The organism is Saprospira grandis str. Lewin (genome assembly GCF_000250635.1).
Taxonomy (GTDB): Bacteria; Bacteroidota; Bacteroidia; order Chitinophagales; family Saprospiraceae; genus Saprospira; species Saprospira grandis.
On the sequence record NC_016940.1, the window covers coordinates 580420 to 600650 of the forward strand.

Consider the following 20231-nt stretch of genomic DNA (forward strand, 5'->3'; position numbering starts at 1 on the left):
AGAAGAGCGTTTAAGGCGCTCACTTAGATAAGATGATAAATAAAGGGAAAAAGTTCAATTATTTGGCCGCTACGTCCATAAATTCTTCAGCATGCTCCACCAAAGCAATTGCCATGGCGTTAATTGAAGACTCCAATTCGTTGCGGTCCAAGTTTTCTAGGGCCAAAGTGTCGCGGAAAAGTACCCGACGGCCCTCCTCATCCAAAACAAAGGCGCCATGAATGAGTTCGCGGTTAATCTGTAGCAAACGCTTCAAAAAAGCAGCGTCTTTTTCCTCAATATCAAAAATATGCTGCTCCATAACAAGGACATCGCCCTCGCAATCCAGCATTAGGTTACAAATACCCTGATTTTCATTGTTTAATACAAAGAGATTATCCTCTACGCTTTCATGGCTAATTTCATGGCCCATATCCAGCAGATAATTCTTCACTTTCTCAAAGCTATTCATAGGGATGCGGTTATTGTGATTGAATATAATAGTCAGTTGCTCCTTGCCCCTGCTCTCTGGCTAATATAGTAGATTTTCGTCGGACTATCAAAGTTAGATTTACAAAATAATAGGCTTTTAATACTTCTTTTTTATTATTTTATTTTGGGCCTCCGCTTTTATAAAAGGCGGCGGTTACTCCCTTTGGTCGTCGAACTGCGCCCTAAAGGGCTTGTTGTCGTTTCGCAGCTCGCTGCTGTTTTGGGGCCTCCGCTGCGGCTACGCCTTGCGGCGCTACGTTCCGCAGCTCGCTATTCGCTCGGCCCTTCAGCCCTTCGGGCTTTGGTCTGGCCCTTCGGGCCACTGCTGCACATCGCTAGGCCAGCTCGACGAGCTAAACAAAAAAAGAGCTAGCAAATATTGCTAGCTCTTTTGCGCTTGGCCCAACTGGACCTACTTGCTTTCTTCTTCAGAGAAAATGCTAATCACTACCTCTTGTTCTTTATTCAAACTAGCTTCTAGCAAACTGCCTTCTGCCAATTCATTTTTGTGGTTGAGAATAAACTCCGCCAAAGGATCTTCCAAGTACTTTTGAATTGCTCTGTTCAATGGACGAGCACCAAACTGCGGATCGTAGCCTTTTTCAGCCAAAAAGTCTTTGGCCTCATCGGTCAATTGCAATTTGTAGCCTAGCTCTTCTACTCGCTTGTACAAGTTTTTCAAACTCAAATCAATGATTCTGAAGATTTCTTCTTTACCCAAAGAGTTAAAGACAATCACATCATCAATACGGTTCAAAAACTCAGGAGAGAAGGTCCGCTTGAGTGCATTTTGAATTACGCCCTTGGCTTCATCTGCAGCAGCTTCTTCTCTGGCCTTAGTAGAAAAACCTACTCCAGTTCCAAAGTCTTTCAAGCGACGAACCCCAACATTTGAGGTCATGATGATCAAAGTGTTTTTAAAGTCCACTTTGCGGCCCAAACCATCGGTTAGCTGGCCATCATCCAATACCTGCAACAAGATATTAAAGATATCGGGATGCGCTTTTTCGATCTCATCCAAAAGAATAACAGAATAAGGCTTGCGACGAACTTTCTCCGTCAATTGTCCCCCTTCTTCATATCCTACGTAGCCGGGAGGCGCTCCAATAAGACGGCTCACAGAGAATTTCTCCATGTATTCACTCATATCAATGCGGATCAAGGCATCTTCTGAGTCAAACATCTGACGAGCCAATACTTTGGCCAATTCTGTTTTACCCACCCCAGTTGGACCGAGGAAAATAAAGGTTCCAATTGGCTTGTTCGGATCTTTTAGGCCCACACGGTTCCGCTGAATGGCTTTGGTAATCTTCACGATGGCTTCATCCTGACCAATTACATTATCCTTGAGGTCTTGGCCCATGCTCAATAGCTTGACGCTTTCGCTTTCGGCTACATTGCTTACGGGAATTCCAGTCATCATAGACACCACCTCGGCAATGTCTTCAATAGTTACTGGATAACGCTTGCTCTTCGACTCTTCCTCCCAATCAATGCGGGCCTGCTCTAGCTGACGAATCAACTTAGACTCGCTATCGCGGAAGTTGGCCGCTTTTTCATATTCTTGGTCTCGAACAGCTTGGTTCTTTTCTTCCTTCACTTGTTCAATCTCAGCCTCTAGCTCCATAATGTGCTTAGGCACATGGATATTTTTGAGGTGTACCCGAGCGCCCACTTCATCCATCACATCAATGGCCTTATCGGGCAAGAAACGATCAGAGATATAGCGGTCAGAAAGTTTTACACAAGCCTCTAGGGTTTCATCTGTATATTCTACATGATGGAAGGCCTCATATTTCTCTCGAATATTGCTCAAGATATGAATAGCTTCTTCTGGAGAAGGCGGCTCGATGATTACTTTTTGGAAACGACGATCTAGGGCGCCATCTTTCTCAATGTACTGACGGTACTCATCCAAGGTAGAGGCACCAATACATTGGAGTTCTCCACGAGCAAGAGCGGGCTTAAAAATATTAGAAGCATCTAGCGAGCCTGTGGCCCCACCAGCGCCTACAATGGTATGAATTTCATCAATAAAGAGGATGACATCTCTAGATTTTTCTAGTTCCGTCATAATGGCCTTCATCCGCTCTTCAAACTGCCCGCGATATTTGGTCCCGGCGACCAAAGCAGCTAGGTCCAACATCACAATGCGCTTGTCAAAAAGTGTTCTAGACACTTTGCGCTGCTGAATGCGGAGGGCCAGACCCTCTACGACAGCGGTTTTTCCTACCCCAGGTTCTCCAATGAGAATAGGGTTATTCTTTTTACGGCGAGACAAAATTTGCGAAAGGCGTTCAATTTCCTTTTCGCGGCCAATAATGGGGTCCAATTTATCCTCTTCGGCCAATTTGGTAATATCTCGGCCAAAATTATCGAGTACGGGAGTATGTGATTTGCCCTTGGCGGCTCCGCCAGCGGCACGGCCACGGTTGCCTCCACGGCTACCTCCTTCTTCCTCAAACTCATCTTCTCCACCTGCGGCATCTAACAAATTGGGATTGCTTTCGGCGAGCAAATAATCTAGCTCTGCCTTATAGCCATCATAATCAATCTCAAACTCCTGCAAAACACGAGCAGCTAGATTTTCGGGATACTTAAGAAGAGAGAGCAAAATATGCTCTGTGCCGACCAATTCATTTTTCATGCGTTTGGCCTCCAAAAAGGTAATTTTAAGCACCTTTTCGGCTTGGCGAGTAAGGGGCAGATTGCCTACTGTGTAAGAGGGGCGTTCTCTGCGTTGTGTTTTCTGGACAGAATCTTCAATGGCTTGGCGCAAGTCCGAAACATCCACATCTAAAGATTGGAGGACGGCAACGGCCAGGCTCTGTTCATCCTGAAGGATACCGAGCAAAAGGTGTTCGGTTCCAATTTGGTCGTGTCCAAAGCGAAGGGCTTCTTCTCTAGAGAAAGAAATGACCTCTTTGACTTTGGGAGAAAAGCGATTATCAGGCATATTCAAACTAAGGTTATTTTCTAAAATTGGGTGTGTAAGCGCAATGGGCCTCACTTTTATAAACGCAAGCCGCTTTAAAAAGATTTGGCCATCTGTCTTGACTGTCCAATATTAAAGATTATTTTCTGAAATCGAAAGAATTTATTTTTATTTTAGGCCCTATACTTTTGAGGGCTTTGGTCCTTTTTTGGGGTTTTGCAGGCGGCAAAGCCGCCGCAGGCCTAGCGATGCGAAGCGGGTGGCCCGCAGGGGCAGACCGAGCCGCTGAAAGCGGCGAAGGGCCGAGCGAACAGCGAGCCCCGAAGCGTAGCGCCGAGGAGCGAAGCGAGGCGGAGGCCCCAAATCCTTAAAAGCAGAAAAGACAAAAAAGGGTCCATAATGGCCAAAAATGGCTAGATTTTTTATAGAAAAGGACCTAATATTGAATAGAACCAGAAAAGAAAATAGACCATGAAATACGCAGTAGAAAAGTCAGAAGAGTACGCTCTAGTCAGCCTTCAGGAAGAAAATTTGAATTCTTTGAAAGCCCCTGAACTAAAATCGGAATTGATTCTGTTGAAGAATGCCGGAAACAAAAATTTGATCTTGGATTTATCGGCAGTGAAATATGTCGATTCGTCTGGATTGAGTGCCATTTTGACAGGTAACCGTTTGTGGACGGAAGAGGGGGGGCAATTTGTGCTTACGGGCGTAGAGCACCCCAGTGTAAAAACCTTGATTAGCATTTCGCGCCTAGATAGCGTTTTGGACATCAAGGAAAATTTGGAACAGGCTGTAAAATGGGTCATGATGCAAGCCCTGCGTTCTCAGTTAGAAAATGAAACGCCAGCTGAAGAAGACGAACTATAATGATGCGTTTTGAAGTGAGCATTTTGGGCTGCAATGCGGCCCTACCTACTTATAAGAGTTTTACCTCTTCTCAATTTTTGAATATTCGGGAGCATTATTGCCTGATTGATTGTGGGGAGGGTTGCCAGATTGCTGTGCAGCGCTATCAAGTGAAGGCCTTTCAGATTAAAGATATTTTCATTAGCCATTTGCATGGAGATCATGTTTTGGGCCTAATGGGTTTATTGATGTCTTTTGGCTTGAATCAGCGAAAAAAGAAGCTGCGGCTGTATGGCCCCAAAGGAATTCGGGAGTGGGTGGAGGTTCAGATGCGCCTAATGAATGCTCACTTGAGCTATCCTTTGGAAATTCGGGAATGTGATTCGGAGCAATCGGAATTGCTATTAGATACCCCAAGTTTTCAGGTTTTTAGTTTGCCTTTGGCGCATCGGCTGGCTTGTCAGGGTTTTCTCTTTAAGGAAAAGCCGGCGCATCCGAATATGCGTAAAGATCGCATTTTGGAGTTGGATATTCCCTTTCGGCAAATTCCGGCCATTAAAGCGGGCGGAGGATTTACGGATGCCGAAGGTAAATTTTGGCCGCATGAAGAACTTTGCACGCCTCCTCCCCCGCCCCGAACTTATGCCTATTGTTCGGATACGGCTTTTCATCCGCCTTTGGCGGAGCTCATTCGGGGTGTAGATTTACTTTATCATGAGGCTACATTTTTGCATGAGCTGCTCAAAAATGCAAAAAAGACGGGGCATAGCACCGCCAAGCAGGCCGGAGAAATGGCCAAATTGGCCCAGGTCAAAAAGCTATTGATTGGGCATTTTTCTACTCGCTATCAAGATACAAAAGCGCTTTTAGAAGAAGCCCAAAGCGAATTTGCCCAAACGGCAGCTGCCGAAGAAGGCAAAACATATAGCGTTTAAAGCAAAAAGCGGATCCACTAAAGTGGATCCGCTTTTTTTTGGCCTATTTACGAGTTTTAGCTCATAAACATCATTTCGCGATATTTCAAGAAAGGCCATTCTTGATCATCAACCAAACCTTCTAATTGATCAGAAACCGCACGGATTTCATCCATCAAAGGTTTTACCTCATTACAATAAGTATGGGCCATTTCTTCGGCCTCTAGTTGGCCTGCTTTCACACGAAGCTGCTTCATGGCATAGGCCTTTGTTTTTAGGGCCGAAATTCCCTCTGAAAGCTCGGCCAGCAGCTCTTTTTGAGCGGCATAGCTAGTTTCATCTAGACCCAATTGCTTGAGCTGCAAGGCATTTTGGGCCAAGCTATTTTGGTAGCGAACGGCAGCGGGAATCACTTGATTCACCACCATTTCGGCCAAAATTCTCGACTCAATTTGCAGTTGCAAAGCATAGCTTTCTAAACGGACCTCCAAATGGGCGGCCAACTCTTCTTCAGAAAGGACCTTGGTGCTGGTAAATAGCGCCTTAGCCTTATCCGTAGCATAAGCAGTAAGGGCCTCTGGAGTGGTCATGAAGTTATTCAAGCCACGGCTTTTTGCCTCTTCTTTCCATTCATCACTATAGTTATCGCCTTCAAAGCGGATAGGCTTCGACTCCACAATATAGCGCTTGATGACTTGCAAAATAGCCGACTGCTGCGATTGTCCAGCCGCTTTTAGGGCTTCCACATCTGCATAGAAGTTTTCTAGCTGCTGGCCCATAATGCTATTCATAATGGTCATTGGGCCGGCACAGTTGGCCGTAGAGCCCACCATTCGAATCTCAAATTTGTTTCCGGTAAAGGCAAAGGGAGAGGTCCGGTTACGGTCGGTATTATCCTTCTCAAGATCGGGAATTTTGCTCAGCAAAGAGAACACCCGATTCACTTCGGCCTCGGTGCTATCGCCTTCTTCAATGGCATCTAAAACCTTGGTCAAGGCTTCTCCAACAAAGACAGAAATAATAGCGGGAGGCGCTTCATTGGCCCCCAAACGGTGGTCGTTAGAAGCAGAGGCAATACTGGCCCGCAACAAATCTGCATGTTCATATACGGCCCGAATGGTATTGACGAAGAAGGTCAAAAACTGTAGGTTTTTACCTGGGTTTTTACCTGGAGACAAAAGATTTTTGCCCGTATCCGTAGCAATTGACCAGTTATTGTGCTTGCCCGAGCCGTTCACATTGGCATAGGGTTTTTCATGCAAAAGCACCCGCAACTTATGTCGGCGCGCAATGCGGTCCATCAAATCCATCAACAATTGGTTGTGGTCTACAGCCACATTGATTTCCTCATATTGAGGGGCCAACTCATACTGAGAAGGAGCCACCTCATTGTGGCGAGTACGGACGGGAATGCCCAATTTATGGCATTCTACCTCCAAATCACGCATATAAGCATAGGCTCGCTCTGGAATAGAACCAAAGTAGTGGTCATCTAATTGCTGCCCCTTGGGTGCCGAACGGCCCAAAAGGGTGCGGCCCGTAAAGCGCAAATCGGGACGAGCCTCATAAAGGGCCTCATCAATCAAAAAATACTCTTGCTCCCAGCCCAAGGTCGCATACACCTTTTGTACGGCAGGATCAAAAAGCTGACAAACCTTTACCGCCGCCTTTTCTAAGCAAGATTGCGATTTGAGCAAAGGCAATTTATAATCTAGTGATTGTCCCCCATAGGTGACAAAAATAGTTGGAATACAAAGTGTCTTATCGTCTCCTACCTCCAAAATAAAAGCGGGAGAACTGGGATCCCAGGCGGTATATCCACGAGCCTCAAAAGTAGAGCGCAAGCCTCCGCCAGGAAAGCTAGAGCCATCGGGTTCTTGTTGGACGAGCGCCTCGCCTCTAAACTCTTCAATAGCGGCGCCTTGGCCATCTAAAGTAAAGAAAGAGTCGTGTTTTTCGGCCGTGCGGCCAGTAAGGGGTTGAAACCAGTGCGCATAATGCGTCACGCCTTTAGAGCTGGCCCAATTGCGCATTGCATCGGCAATGTGGTCGGCAGTTTCACGGTCTAGGTTCTCCCCAGATTCAATCGTTTGGATGACTTGTTTGTAAATCCGGGCTGGCAAAAATTCTTGCATGGCTTTTTTGCCAAAAACCTGGCTAGCAAAATAGTCTGAAATACGGCTGCTAGGCGTTTGTACGGGGGTATTTTCGCGGGCTAGCAGACTTTCTAATGCGGAAAAACGCATGGATTTACTCATAATAATAGAGTGCTAAATTTACAGGGTCAAACGGGCTCTCTTGGTCCACCGAAAATGCTTTTCTGAGTTCCGAATGGAGCTTGGGAGCTGCTCTCTCCTCATTTTTAATTAAAAGTTACTCTTTTTTATTGTTAGCTGTTTTTTCTTTTTTTGGGGCCTCCTGCCTACGGCAGGCGCTACGTTTCGGGGCTCGCAGGTCTGCTCGGCCCTGCGCCGCCTTTGGCGGCTGGGTCTGCGGCTTCGCCGCCCCCCTCCACATCGCTAGGCCAATTGGCCCCGCTTTGCTCGAGCAGAAGTAGTTGGGGCTAAATCAAGTAGTTAAGATAGTAAGTTCCCTCTTAATTTTCAGCGTAAAATGGAATTTCCCCCAAAACTTCATACTCTTTTAATTTGGGGTTCCAGACAAAGCCATAGTTTTGCCGCCCATTAGAAATAATGAGGTAGGGCATTTGTAGGCTGCTGTTGTAGCGCATAATTTGGTCCAATACCACTGCATTTAGGCTTTGCCGAGGCGCCTTGAGCTCAAAAAGGACCAAGGGCTGGGTATTTTTATCAAATAAAAGCAAATCTGTTCGCCGCTTTTGGCCATAAACGGCCAAGCCTTTTTCTACCTGCATTTTGCTAAAGGGGTAGGCTTTTTCGGTCTTGAGGTACTGGATCCAAAGTTGGCGCAGCCATTCTTCGGCTTGTAGGACCAACCATTTTCGGCGGACGGGGTCAAATATTTGTTTTTGTTCTCCCTCTGTCCGAATTTGTAGCTGCTCTTGATAGGCAAGCAAAGGGACCTCTAATGATTTCATGCTGGGCGCAGTTTTTGCAAGAATGTGCAGTAATTCTAAACAACAAAGAAAAGAACTATGCAAAAATTTTTCTGGATGTTTCCCCTGCTTTTTATTGCTATTTCCTCAGTTTGGGCTCAAGAAGGTACTTATATATATAAGGATAAGGATATAGAAATCCAACTTTCTTTAAAAGAAAAGGGAAGGTTTGAATATGTTCGCATTGAGAAATGGGCCAGATTGAGCGCCGAGGGCAACTGGAAGGCCCGAGGAGATAAGCTCTTCTTACAATCTGACTATCAAATTGATAGCTTTTTGGTCCAATCAGATTCGCTCAGTCAGGGCCCAGAAAATTTATCGCTTTGCATCAATGCACTTTCGGCCCAAGCCGCCCCCAAAGAAATTGGTAGCCTGATTGTTAATGATAGCTTTTATTGCCGCCAAGACCAAGATAAACTGCTGGCCAGCATTGAGGAAAGAGGTAAAATCCGAAGAGCAGGAACGGCAGAAGAACGAGAAAAATTAGCCCAGACTTATGCTCCCCTCCATTATAATTGTAAGCTCCCCAAAGGCGAAAATCTGGCCCAAGTGGAATTGCAAATTAACGGACAAAGCAGTTTTTTCTACCCCGAACAAAATAAACATCATAAGCATTTTGAGTTTACTTTCCGGCTGTCGCCCTCTAAACAATATGCTTACCTTAAGCCGCAGACTTGGACCATCAAGAGACGAAAGTTGATTGACCCCCAAGGGCGAAAGTTGAAGTAAAGAAAAAAGAGCAACCCTTTGGGTTTGCTCTTTTTTTTGGCCCTAGAGAATATCTTAAATGGCTCCCGCAAACAAGCCCCCAATGGATTCCTTAGGGAATCCATTGGAGGGGCGGGTGGGCGGGGTCGTGACTAAGCATGACGAGCGAAGCGAGGAATACCACTTTTGCGAAGGCCCGAAGGGCCGCTGAAGGCCCAGCGCTGCGCAGCCGTGGCCCGCAGGGCCAGACCAAAGTCCGCAGGGCTGCAGGGCCGAGCAGACCTGCGAGCGGCGCAGCATAGCGGCGGCCGGCTAGCCGGCCGCGGGCCCCAAAATCTAACATTAGACATAAGCTGGAGCTAAATAGCCCGCCCGCTGCAAAGCCCCCAAAGAGCGTAAAAAAGCCGTTCGCGTTTTTACCTCAATAATCAAATCGGGCCATTCGGGCAGCGCTTGCAACCCCTCAAAAAAGCCAGAAAAATCCTGATTGCCATCCGTATAAGCCAAATGCTCATCTCGCTCGCCATGATTGGCATGCAAATGCACATAGGCCAACTGCTCGCCTAGGCCCAAAAGCCAATCTTTTAGCGGAAGCTTAGAGTGGGTAAAACAATGCGTATGCCCAGTATCTAGGCAAGCCTTAAAATGCGAAGAATTGATGGGCGCCAAAATATTATATAACAGCTTGGGGCTATGCTCTCGGGTATTTTCTAGCAAAAGCCGAATATCATAGCGCTCAGCCGCCCGAACAAGACTGGGCCAATAATCTAGCTGCTTCTCTACAAAAATGCGGTCGTGCTCCTTGGCCCGATGCGGAACATAATTGGCGTGAAAGACCAATTGGCGGGCCCCCAGACGGTCGGCCAACTCCAAACTTTGCAGCATCCGTTTCTGGCAAACCTCCAAAATCCAAGGATCTCTAGCTATAGGATTCATATCGAAAAATGGCCCGTGCATACTTACTGGTCCCTTAAAATTGGCCAACAACTTGGCCGTCTGCTCCACTAGAGTAGGCAAACGATCGGCAGCCAAATTATAGGGCAGCGAAAAAGCCGACAGCTCTACGCCAATACCCAGTTTATTGAAATGATCAGCCACCTCTGGGCTAAAATTAAGGACCGAAGCCGAAACAGAAAACGTTTGCATAAAAGCCATTGAAACATGAAAAAAGCCCAACTTTCAATCGAAAATTGGGCCAAACTTTAAACGCTTGTTCAGTTTAATCTAAAGGCTCTAAGAGCAGACGCAAATCCTTAAATTGCTGCTGCTGCCCTACCTGCCGCTGGTTGCGGTACCAAATAAAACCAATGGTCCCCATCAAGATATAAGGCAAGATGAGCATATACAAAATACCATTGTTCAAGCCCTTGGCTTTGGTCCCTCCTGACTTCAGGTCAGATTCTGCCGACATCCGGCACATAGGACATTGTGCCGCCAACTCCTGCTGAGGAGCTACCACCAGAAACAAGGATAAGGCTAGACTAAATAGATACAAATATTTTTTTATCGCTTTCATAGAGCATAGAATTTAGGCAGGATAATAAGGCGCAATCATATAATAACAAATGACACCGGTCACAGAAACATACAACCAAACCGGATAGCTAAATTTCACCAAACGCTTGTGGCGATCTACCTGCCCCGTATAACCATACAAAAAGGCAAATAAGACCAAGGGCGCCTGAATAGCCGCTAGCGCAATATGGCTAAATAAAAGTAACAAATAAATTATCTTTTCCGTGCCTTCTCCCCCAAACTTTGTGTGCCCCGTAGTCACATGATACAGCACATAAATCAAAAGAAAAACCAAAGAAAACCCCATGGCCGCATAAATCATTTGGCTGTGTAACTTTATTTTATGCTGCTTGGCTGCTACTAAGGCCAAAACCAATAAAATAGCCGTTCCGCCATTTAGCATCGCATTGATCGCTGGCAGCCAATACACATTAAAGGGAAAATTGACCTCCAATTTTACCGAAAACAATAGGGCCACCACCAAAGGCAAAACCACCGAAATAACCGTAATGATGATATTCAGATTCTTGTGACTTTTCGCCCCGGTATCATCTACAATAGGTGTACTCATACATCTTAATTTTTATAGTCGAAAAAGGCTTATTGATAGAGCTCTTTTTCTTCTTGATAACGCAATTTTTTTCTATCCTTTTTGGCGGGCAATAAGAGCGCAATATGCTCAATCATCCGATTGATTTCCTCGGGTTTTAGGGCATTATAATGCATGGCCACCGTCTGGTCCATAGAAAACAAAACCAAGCTTTGCCCTAGAGTATCTTGGCCCAATTTGCAGTTTTCTACCGCCAGATTCAATACCTGATCAGGCCGCCCTTTTAGGCTTTGCCAGTTACGGTCAGGCAACTCATTTTTGGCCCAAAACTGCTGCAAACTCTTCAAACTATCACTCCCTACAGGCAAACTCAACAAACGCAAACGCTGGGTGGTCTTTTTGCTGTATTCTGTCTGCACCCGCAGCATTTCCGACCAAACTTTTTCATTCTCCGCTGCCCCATCCTTATAAAAGTTGAGCAGCAAAACCCGCCCCTCATACTTGCTCAAAGGATAGGCCTCTCCGGCCGTATCTTGCAAAGGAATATTTTGCAATTTAATAGAATCTGCCAAATAACGCATCTGCGCCTTTCGCGCCTTATAATCCATTAGGCCCGCTCTCGACATATACACCGCCGCCAAAGGAAACACAATAGTCACCAATGCCAAGGGCAAAACGATCAGGGCTTTTTTTAGTTTTGATTCAGCCATAAGCTCTTTATCTAAAGTATAATTTGATTTCCTTAACAAAACAGCTTTTCTCCCTTTGGGTTTGCTCGCTGTCTATTTTAGGCCACAAAAGTAGTTATTTTTTTGCGCTTCTCTGAAGAACTTTTCAAAAACAAGCCCTTTCTTCCTCCGCAAAAGTTCCGCTTTTTTCTAGCAAACTCTAGGCAAAAGATCACCCTTTCTACAGTAAGCCTATTTCTCCCCTTTTTTATGTTTTGATTTTGGGGCCTCCGCTGCGGCCTGCGGCCTTGCGGCGCTACGTTGCGCAGCTCGCTATTCGCTCGGCCCTGCGGCCTGACGGCCTTGGTCTGCGGCTGCGCCGCACTGCTGCACATCGCTAGGCCGAATGGCCTTCGGCCATCCTTTGATAAAAACTCCAAACTTATTTTGCGTTTACAAACTAAAGTTACTACTTTTACATAAACACAAAAACAAAGCGATGAAAGCATTAGCCATTTTTCTCTTATCCAGTTTATTTTTTGGTCACCTAAATCTATTACAGATGAAGCAGCGAGAACTTTTTTTGGCAAAACAACAGCAGTATCAAGAGGATAAAGCTCTTTATGAAGAAACCTTGGCCCAATATCAAGAGCTGCATTCACTTTATCAGGAGCTTCCTGCAGAGGACCCTGATCGCCCAAGCTTAAAGGCAGCTTTGCTCAAGACCAAAGAGGGCCTAAAGGCCTTTAAGCCGCAGCTCAAAATGGATAAGGCCAATTTGAAGCAGCTATTTTTAGCCCTTAAGGAAGAGGAGATTCCGAAGGAGCAGTACAGAAAAGTACTAGCGCTATTTTTTGCGGATCTTCAGCAAGGAGTATCATCTAGACTCGGAAAAAAGCCAGCTTTAAAAACGGGGGTTGGCCTTATTAAGTTACGTTCAGATTTAGTATTATTTTTCAATCAAGTTCCAGGTCCACTCAGTAAACAACTCAATAAGGAGGTTAAAGCGATTCCTATTGATACCAATGTTGAAGACTTTCTAGCGGCCTTTTTGGCCATTTTAGACAAATACAACCAAGAAGATCAAATCAAGGCGAACTGGTTCAATACCTTTAGTATCAAAGAAAAGAATTTACTAAAGAAAATTAGCTATCAGCAACTAGAAAGCATTTTGGACCAAGCCCTGGCCAAAGATGACTTTTTGACGGAGGAGGAACTAATAGAGCAACAAGAAAAGGATCTTCTCCTGCTAGAAGAAAAACTAGCTGGGGTAATCAGCTATATTAAAATGAAAATCAATAATGAATACGACTTGCTCCCGCCTGCTGAGGAATACTTCAAGTATAAAATTAAGTCCACCTCCTGCATTTCTAATTTGACGGCTGCCAGGCAAGGGATACACCCTAAATTGCACAGCTATTTATTTCAAAATTGGGTCGCTGCGATTCAAGCAGAGCAAGAGTATGATCCTCAATTATTGAAGAAAATACTTGTGGACAATACTAAACTTCCAAAAGACTTTGCAGAAAATTGGTTTAAGGAAGATATGGCTATTGCCAAAATCAATGAACAAGAGTTGTTGGCCAATAATTGGTCTACAGGATGTTTTGTAAAAGAGCAGCTCCTCCTTGAAATGAAAGACGAAGAAGCAAAAAAATGGATTCGATCAGCCTGCTCAGCCTGGATCAGTGAATTTAAAACGCTTCTTCGTCAAAACCCTCAGCGCTGCATCAATAAAGATCAGTTCCTCGCTAGTTTAGAACATGAATTTATGGAGGGAATAAAGGGGGAAGATGCCTTTTTTGTTTATGACCGAATTAAAGAGGTAGTCTTATCATCTAAAATGAAGTTTTTGGATGGGAAAAAAACAAAGTTTTCACAGCAGCAACTTTTAGACTGCGTCTTTCAAGATAGCATTTTAGGACTTGGAGAAGAGGAGAGACTAAAGGCAGTGATTAGTCGGCTAAAAGCAAATCCTGAAATTCAAGTACAAAAAGATTACTTGCTTAAATTTAAAATCAGCTTACTTCCTGCTCCTGCTGGTTTAGAATATATAGTTTTGCAAGCGAGTCGATGCGCTTATAAGGCCATTCAAAAACCAGAATTTAAAGACTCTAGTTACTTTGTCCAATTAGCATTTAAAAATGCTGATTTCCCCTATATCAACTTTGATGGAGAAATGCGCCTGAAAGTAGATTATGCGCTGAAAAATGTCTTATTTCAAGGCAAGTCAAGGCCTGCAGCCTTTGTTGTTGCGCTCAATGATGAGGGAGAAAAATGGATAAACGGCTATAATAATGAAGGGGTATCATTAACCGCCTCGGTCATTGAGCAAAAGTGCTTAGCACCCAAGTTTGAAAAATGTATAGCGACCACAATAATTGCCGTTCAACTAGTAGTAAACTATGATATAGAGACATTTCTAGGGATCACCAAAGATAAATGGATAGCGAAGGGAGAAGACCCTGCCAATAGTGCTGATCTTAGTCAATTAGCACAAGCCTTAAGTTTTAATATTGGCAATTATATTAGTGCGGACCCCAGCAGTTGGTCGGGTATAAAAAAGGGTCCTTCTATGCGCATTCGCTTCGATCTAAAACTGTCTTCTGAGCTCATTGCAGATAAAGTTCAACAAATAGCTTTAGATTTTAAACAAAATCAATCTGGTCCTTGGACGGTTAGCCTAAAAGGGGTTAGTTCTTGGAGAGAAAAACAAGCCTAAATGGCCTATTTTTTTTGCCCTATTCGCTTAGACCAATCCCTGCAGCTTTTGTTTAATTCATGAGGGTTTCAACCCTCACCCATATATCATTGCAAAGCAATACCATCTGGCTGTAGGTTTCAACCTACAGTCAAAAAGGGCCGAAGGCCCGCAGGCTGAGGGGCTGTAGCAGGGCCGCCGCAGGCGGCAGACCAAGGCGCTTTGCGCCGAAGGGCCGAGCAGACCTGCGAGCTGCGCAATGGCCCGACCCGCCCGATAACTTATGAGGGTTTCAACCCTCATTTTGTATAGCTTCGCAAAGCGATACCGCTTTGCGCTGGGTTTCAACCCGGCGGAAGGGGCAGCCCCAAATCCTAATAATTATAGGCCAAAACCAAACGAAGGCTCCAACCCAAAAACTGCTGACTCAAATCATTTTGTTGAACATTGAGGCTGCCCACCCTAGGATTATAGCCCCCAATCAGGTAGGCCGACAAATACTTAAACTGATGGCTATAGCTCAATTGTCCGCCTATTTGCCCTCCAAAACTTTGAATATAAATCAGCGAAAACTGATCGTAGAGCCCTAGGGGATAATTAGTCTGAACGGCCAAAGAATGGGCGCTCAGGGCTGGGCGAAACAGCTCCTGGCCATAGCCCAAAAACAGATATTCTGCGCTGCAGTTGAGGCCATTTCCCAAAGCAAAGGTATAATCTAGGCCCAAATTGAGCTGCTGCACCGCCCGAAAAGGACCTAGTCCCTGTGGCCGATAAATCTGTACCGCCTCCAACCAAATTCCTGCCCCCAAATCCCATTTACCGTCTAGGCTCCAACGATGCTCCGGCAAAGGCCCCATATTAAATAGATAGGCCAAACTACTATCCGATTGCGCCCAGCGATAATGATAACTCAGGGCCAACTCCCCCTTGGGCAAGGGCAACTGAAAGCGACCGCCAAACTCGGGCCGCCCCCCCTCCGTTTTCAATAAATCAAAACCCCGCTGCTGCGAATTGCCATAAAGCGCCCAAAGCCACAGATTCGCATTTTGCTTAAAATAATAACGGCCCAAAAAAGCATACACCCCATTGGTCAAAGCCAAAGGATCTCGAGGATCTATCTGATGAAACCACTGCAAAGGACGCAGCAACTGCGCACTGCCAAAATCTATTTTTTGCAACCCCAAACGCAACTCTAAATTGGGCGCCGTATAACGCAACCAAAAACGATAGGGCCGAATGCTCGCCGCCGAACTCCCCGCAGGATAACTGGCATAGGCCGATACATTCAGAGCCGCCTCTAAATGAAGCGCCTGCCGACTGCTATCCCAACTCCGAGCCGCAAAATAATTGGGCAAATAACGGCCCGCCGAAAAATGAGCCGCCCCCTGCTGTGGAGACCAAGCCTGCATGGCCGATAACTGCCCAGAAAAGCGCTGCTGAACGCTATTTTGGCCCAAAACTATAGCCCTGCAAAAAAACAAGCCCAACAGCAAACAAAAAAATAAACGCATAAGGCTATAAATTTTAGCTCCACTGAAAAAACAACATGTATCCAAAATCACTGTAAAGTGACACTATTTTTCATATATTTAATTCTGTCTTGCCCTAACCCCTAGGGCAAAAGCAAGCGACTAACAAATAACTTTAAAACCTATAAGTGTATGATGATTGCTCCTAAGCACGAGCAAGAAGCGGCTCGTTTAGCCGCTCTAGACAGCTATAATGTATTAGACTCTCTGCCCGAAGCAGACTATGACAACATCGTTTCTCTTGCCGCTACTATCTGTGACATGCCCATAGCTTTAGTGACATTAGTAGATGACAAACGCCAATGGTTTAAGGCCAAAGTAGGCGCCGATGTAGAAGAAACCCCCATTGAGGTCTCTTTTTGTGCTCACGCCATTTTGCAAGATGATATCTTTATGGTGCCCGACACCTCTAAAGATGAGCGCTTTGCCGATAATCCGCTAGTAACGGGCCCCTTTCAACTCGGTTTTTATGCTGGAGTTCCCTTGGTCAATGAAGATGGTCTGCCCCTAGGTACCGTCTGCGTTTTGGACCAAAAACCCAGAGAGTTTTCTGAAGAACAACAAAAAGCGCTCTCTATCCTTGGCCAACAAGCTATGCGCCTGCTCGAATTGCGCAGAAAAAAACGCCTCGTTCAAGAAGCCCTAGAAAGAGAACAACACCGCCAAGCCGAACTCGAGCGCTTTAGCCATATTGCCATCAAAGAGCTCAAAAGCCCTATGGCCAATATTGCCAATGTGACCCGCCTCCTCCTCGCCGATGGCAAACTCGGCCTGCCCGATAGCAAACGGAAAATGATGGAAAAGGTCTTGCAGTCTTCTGACCGCCTCAAAACGATGCTTGATAGCCTCTGGCGCTACAATACAATTGATGAAGCCCTAAAAGAAGAAAAGCAAAAGATTCAAATTAAAAGCATCCAACAGCATTTTCAGTTGAGTATGGGCAAAAAAGCCAATATCAAATGGTTGGGCCTAGAAGAAATCTACTACCGCCCCCAGCTCTTTAAAAGAATGCTTCATAAGTTGATCGATAATAGCTACCGCTACGCTAGTCAAGAGGTTCCCAATATCCGAATCAATATTAAGGAAACTGGCCGAGATGACAAAATGTACCAAATTACGGTCAGCGATGATGGCCCAGGCGTTCAAGCCGAAAAACTACAGACCCTAAGTGAACTATTCTTTAGCTGCACTCCCACGGATAAGTATGGCAAAACCTGCGATGGAATTGGCCTAGCTATGCTAGAAAAAGTCCTTAATAAAGAGAATGGAAAACTCCATATTAGCAATATTCTCCCCACTGGCTTAACGGTACAATTTACCCTCCCCAAAGCGTAAAAACAAGCCAAAAAGGAAACAAAAAAAAAGGCCCGCTAGCCATTGCTAGCGGGCCTTTGGTTTTACACGCTCTAGTTGGCCAATTTTACGGCCTGACTAACCGGGATTTTATTTCCATCTTTAAAGGCTACAATAAAAGACTTCAAGCCTTTTTGTTTTACCTCTGTATCGGCTTTTCGGGCATCATCAATGCTGCTATAGCCTCCCAAATAGAAATAAGTCAATCCATTCTGAGGGTTGAGCTGACGCTCAATCCGCCCAATCTGACTCAAATCGGGATAGTTGGCCGCAGAAGCATCTTTATAGGCACCTAGCTGCACTTTGAATTCTAAGGGACGCTCGGCAGGCAATAGCCCAGCCCCACGAGCAGTAGTCCCCTCTGGCAACTTATTATCGGCATAGCTGTTTCTAGCATCCTCTACAATAGGAGGCAAAAGCTCAGCATTGCCATTCTCTAAAGGACGCTCTTCTACCACAGGCTTAGTCTCGGCCTCAGCTACTTCTTTCTTCATAGGAAAGACAACTTGCATGTTGTTGGTCATGCGCTCGGCCGCCGTGCGATTACTCAATGCTTCGCTTCTCAAAAATGACTTATCCAAGCCTTTGATGTCTTTGACCTTAGCCAAAACCTCTTCGGCATGGGCCTTATCGGCAAAAACACCTAGACGATAGATTTTAGCTTCTCCATTTTTATAAGGCGCCGTAAGAATGTTGGCATATTGGCCCAACTCCTTTTGTAGCTCTTTGTCCAAAGATTTAAATACACCCACCTGGACCAAATAGCCTTTGTCGGGCATCAAGGATTGAGGCATTTCATTGGCTCGGCGAAACTGATTAGGCAAAACCTCTTCTTGCGTTCCTTCACGCCCCATGTACTGACCATCATTGTTCAAAAGCGCCAATCCATTGGTGGCCGAAGGCTGAATCGCCTTGCTGCCCAATAATGTCCGCTTTTGACCATCTCCAGTAAATACTTCCATGATGTCATTCTGATAACCCGCCGCAGAAAAACGAATTTCGTATTGAGACTGTGGCTCCAAAATCAAAGCATACTCTCCGTATTTAGAGGTTTGCTTTTTATACTCTACGCCCGTTTTCAAATGACGAACATAAACCCACACATTAGCCAAACGTCTTTTGCTCACCGCATCGGTCACTACACCAATATAGGAGTTGTCTGCACAAGGGATTTGCTTACCCGCATAGGAGTTGTTGTTGTTGCTCGCTCCATTATTACTGCCGCTGTTGCCTGCAGTATTGTTGTTTGTACCAGCATTATTACTCCCACTATTGTTTGTGCCAGCATTGTTCCCCTGCTGATTACCCCCCTCTTTGGGCGGATTCAAGACATAGTCATCAATCTTGTCTTGCCCCATATTACTGCCATTCCCTTCTTCTCCATTCACATTATCGGCAATTTCTTCTAGGGTGTTGAGTTGGTCCTCCTGCTCTTGCGTAAGGCCCGACTGCCCATCGGGGTTTTTCACCACATAGTCTTCTTCTTGCTTAGAAATTAAGGGCATTCCCTCTACACTTCCCTGCATATAAGCCGAATAAATGTCATAGTCTCCCTGGCCACCATCTCGGTTAGAGGCCATATAGCCCATGTTTTTCTCTGCCTCAAAGACAAAGTAAAGCTCATCCTGACTAGAATTGAGCGCAGGCCCCATGTTCCGCACATTTTTCCAACTTCCCCCCAAGTTCTCGGCCCGATAAACATCAAAACCACCAAATCCAGGCTTCCCATCAGAAGAAAAGTACAAAATGCCTTTGCTGTCCACAAAAGGAGATACCTCATCTCTTACACTATTAACATTGGGCCCCAAGTTCTGAGGAGTGGTCCAACGCCCATCCTTAAAATAACTCACGTAAAGGTCAAAGCCCCCATAACTGCCCGGCAAGCCTTTAGCCGCAAAGTATAAGGTATTCCCCCCATCCGCTAAAGCCGGAAAAGCCGACTGCTCAGCATAATAGGGATACTCTGTAGGATCCTCTGCCGGAATGCTCGCCAAGGGCGCATTATAATAGCCCATCTTAAAACTACTGCTTCCCCCTCCCAAACTCATCGGATGACGAACAGCTGCAGAAAAGTTGTTTACACTCACAAAGGTCTTCCCATTAACACTACTCACAGGAGATAACTTATAGCGATTGGTAAACTCCATGTTGCCAGCCGGAAAAACCGTCTTCGCATTCTTTAAGTCTCGGTTGTTCTGACGATCCGCCTGATACAAATAGTCCTCATTCGCATCCGAATAGCCGCCCATTCCCATCGGGTTAGCAACAATCCGCTTAGAGGCAAAATAAATCTGATCCCCAGCCAATACCGGATTAAAATCCGCCGCCGAAGAGTTTACCGCAGCCTCATTGCGCACATCAAATACCGGACGCTTGCCCTGATTCGCCAAGGCAAAATCACAAGAGGCTACATAGGCATCCAATAAGGGTAAGGCCGCATAGTTCCCCGCCATATCAGGATGCTTTTTGGCCTTCTCATGTACCTCCTTGGCCTTCTGATAACGACCATCCATCTGCAAAGCATAGGCGTACCAAAAATAGAGGTCAACCCCCGCATTCGGCGATTCTACCAAGCCCCCATAAAACTGAGCAGCCTTTTTCGGACGATTCGTCTGCAGATACAACTCTGCCATTTTCAATTGTAAATTCTTGTCTGTGGGGGTCTGGCTAAGGGCCTGCTCATAATAGAATAGGGCCGAGTCTACTTTCTCCTCATTATAGAGGGCCTGCGCACGCTCCAAGGCCGCCTCTTGGGCCGATAGAGAAATGCCAAAGCAAGTAGACAATGCCAACAATACGGTTCGCTTAAATGTCATGGCTATTGCGTTGTTAATAATAATAATGTAGGTCGTTTTGGCCAAAAGCTAGGCCAGTTTCAAATAGCTCAATAAGGATTTCTTACAAAACTTAGTTCCTCTGCTGTTTTTGGGGCTGCCCCTCGCTACGCTCGGGTCGGGCTGTT

Annotated in this window: 15 protein-coding genes; 5 read left to right on the top strand and 10 right to left on the bottom strand. The window is 45.6% G+C overall.

Annotation, left to right across the window (positions count from 1 at the left end):
- Positions 1-58: 58 nt before the first annotated feature.
- Entirely contained in the window at positions 59-451 is a 393-nt protein-coding gene (locus SGRA_RS02445; RefSeq protein ID WP_014373556.1) for a YbjN domain-containing protein, read from the bottom strand.
- Positions 452-883: 432 nt separating this feature from the next.
- Complete coding sequence (locus SGRA_RS02450; RefSeq protein ID WP_014373557.1) at positions 884-3427, bottom strand: ATP-dependent Clp protease ATP-binding subunit; 2544 nt, start codon at positions 3425-3427, stop codon at positions 884-886.
- Between the two features lie 450 nt (positions 3428-3877).
- Here SGRA_RS02450 and SGRA_RS02460 point away from each other — a divergent pair, with 450 nt between their 5' ends.
- Positions 3878-4276 carry an STAS domain-containing protein gene (locus SGRA_RS02460; protein ID WP_014373559.1) on the top strand — a complete coding sequence of 133 codons (399 nt, stop codon included), beginning with the start codon at positions 3878-3880 and terminating at the stop codon, positions 4274-4276.
- Positions 4276-5190 carry a ribonuclease Z gene (locus SGRA_RS02465; RefSeq protein ID WP_014373560.1) on the top strand — a complete coding sequence of 305 codons (915 nt, stop codon included), beginning with the start codon at positions 4276-4278 and terminating at the stop codon, positions 5188-5190. The genes SGRA_RS02460 and SGRA_RS02465 overlap by 1 nt, the downstream gene beginning before the upstream one ends.
- Positions 5191-5246: 56 nt before the next feature.
- Here SGRA_RS02465 and SGRA_RS02470 read toward each other — a convergent pair whose 3' ends face one another.
- A complete protein-coding gene (locus tag SGRA_RS02470; RefSeq protein WP_014373561.1) occupies positions 5247-7415 on the bottom strand; it encodes a glutamine synthetase III family protein in 2169 nt (722 codons plus the stop codon).
- A gap of 350 nt (positions 7416-7765) precedes the next feature.
- Positions 7766-8227, bottom strand: a complete 462-nt coding sequence (locus SGRA_RS02475; RefSeq protein ID WP_014373563.1) for a type I restriction enzyme HsdR N-terminal domain-containing protein — start codon at positions 8225-8227, stop codon at positions 7766-7768.
- A gap of 57 nt (positions 8228-8284) precedes the next feature.
- On the opposite strand from SGRA_RS02475, the gene SGRA_RS02480 reads away from it, so the two are divergent.
- Positions 8285-8974 carry a hypothetical protein gene (locus SGRA_RS02480; RefSeq protein WP_014373564.1) on the top strand — a complete coding sequence of 230 codons (690 nt, stop codon included), beginning with the start codon at positions 8285-8287 and terminating at the stop codon, positions 8972-8974.
- 321 nt (positions 8975-9295) lie between these two features.
- Here SGRA_RS02480 and SGRA_RS02485 read toward each other — a convergent pair whose 3' ends face one another.
- The 4 genes from SGRA_RS02485 to SGRA_RS02500 form a co-directional block, all read right to left on the bottom strand.
- Positions 9296-10099, bottom strand: coding sequence for a sugar phosphate isomerase/epimerase family protein (locus tag SGRA_RS02485; RefSeq protein ID WP_041329816.1), 804 nt, complete (start codon positions 10097-10099; stop codon positions 9296-9298).
- A 73-nt stretch (positions 10100-10172) separates the two neighbouring features.
- Positions 10173-10469 carry a hypothetical protein gene (locus tag SGRA_RS02490; protein ID WP_014373567.1) on the bottom strand — a complete coding sequence of 99 codons (297 nt, stop codon included), beginning with the start codon at positions 10467-10469 and terminating at the stop codon, positions 10173-10175.
- 12 nt (positions 10470-10481) lie between these two features.
- Positions 10482-11039, bottom strand: coding sequence for a DUF420 domain-containing protein (locus SGRA_RS02495; protein WP_014373568.1), 558 nt, complete (start codon positions 11037-11039; stop codon positions 10482-10484).
- Positions 11040-11068: 29 nt separating this feature from the next.
- The gene (locus tag SGRA_RS02500; protein ID WP_014373569.1) at positions 11069-11728 is read right to left on the bottom strand and encodes a peroxiredoxin family protein; all 660 of its coding nucleotides are present in this window, start codon (positions 11726-11728) and stop codon (positions 11069-11071) included.
- A gap of 457 nt (positions 11729-12185) precedes the next feature.
- Here SGRA_RS02500 and SGRA_RS02510 point away from each other — a divergent pair, with 457 nt between their 5' ends.
- Positions 12186-14408, top strand: a complete 2223-nt coding sequence (locus SGRA_RS02510) for a hypothetical protein (RefSeq protein ID WP_014373571.1) — start codon at positions 12186-12188, stop codon at positions 14406-14408.
- 353 nt (positions 14409-14761) lie between these two features.
- Here SGRA_RS02510 and SGRA_RS02515 read toward each other — a convergent pair whose 3' ends face one another.
- Complete coding sequence (locus SGRA_RS02515) at positions 14762-15898, bottom strand: hypothetical protein (RefSeq protein ID WP_014373572.1); 1137 nt, start codon at positions 15896-15898, stop codon at positions 14762-14764.
- 150 nt (positions 15899-16048) lie between these two features.
- On the opposite strand from SGRA_RS02515, the gene SGRA_RS02520 reads away from it, so the two are divergent.
- Complete coding sequence (locus tag SGRA_RS02520) at positions 16049-17251, top strand: GAF domain-containing sensor histidine kinase (protein WP_014373573.1); 1203 nt, start codon at positions 16049-16051, stop codon at positions 17249-17251.
- A gap of 71 nt (positions 17252-17322) precedes the next feature.
- Here the strand turns inward: SGRA_RS02520 and SGRA_RS02525 are convergent, their stop codons facing one another.
- A complete protein-coding gene (locus SGRA_RS02525) occupies positions 17323-20085 on the bottom strand; it encodes a tetratricopeptide repeat protein (protein WP_014373574.1) in 2763 nt (920 codons plus the stop codon).
- Between the last annotated feature and the right edge of the window lie 146 nt (positions 20086-20231).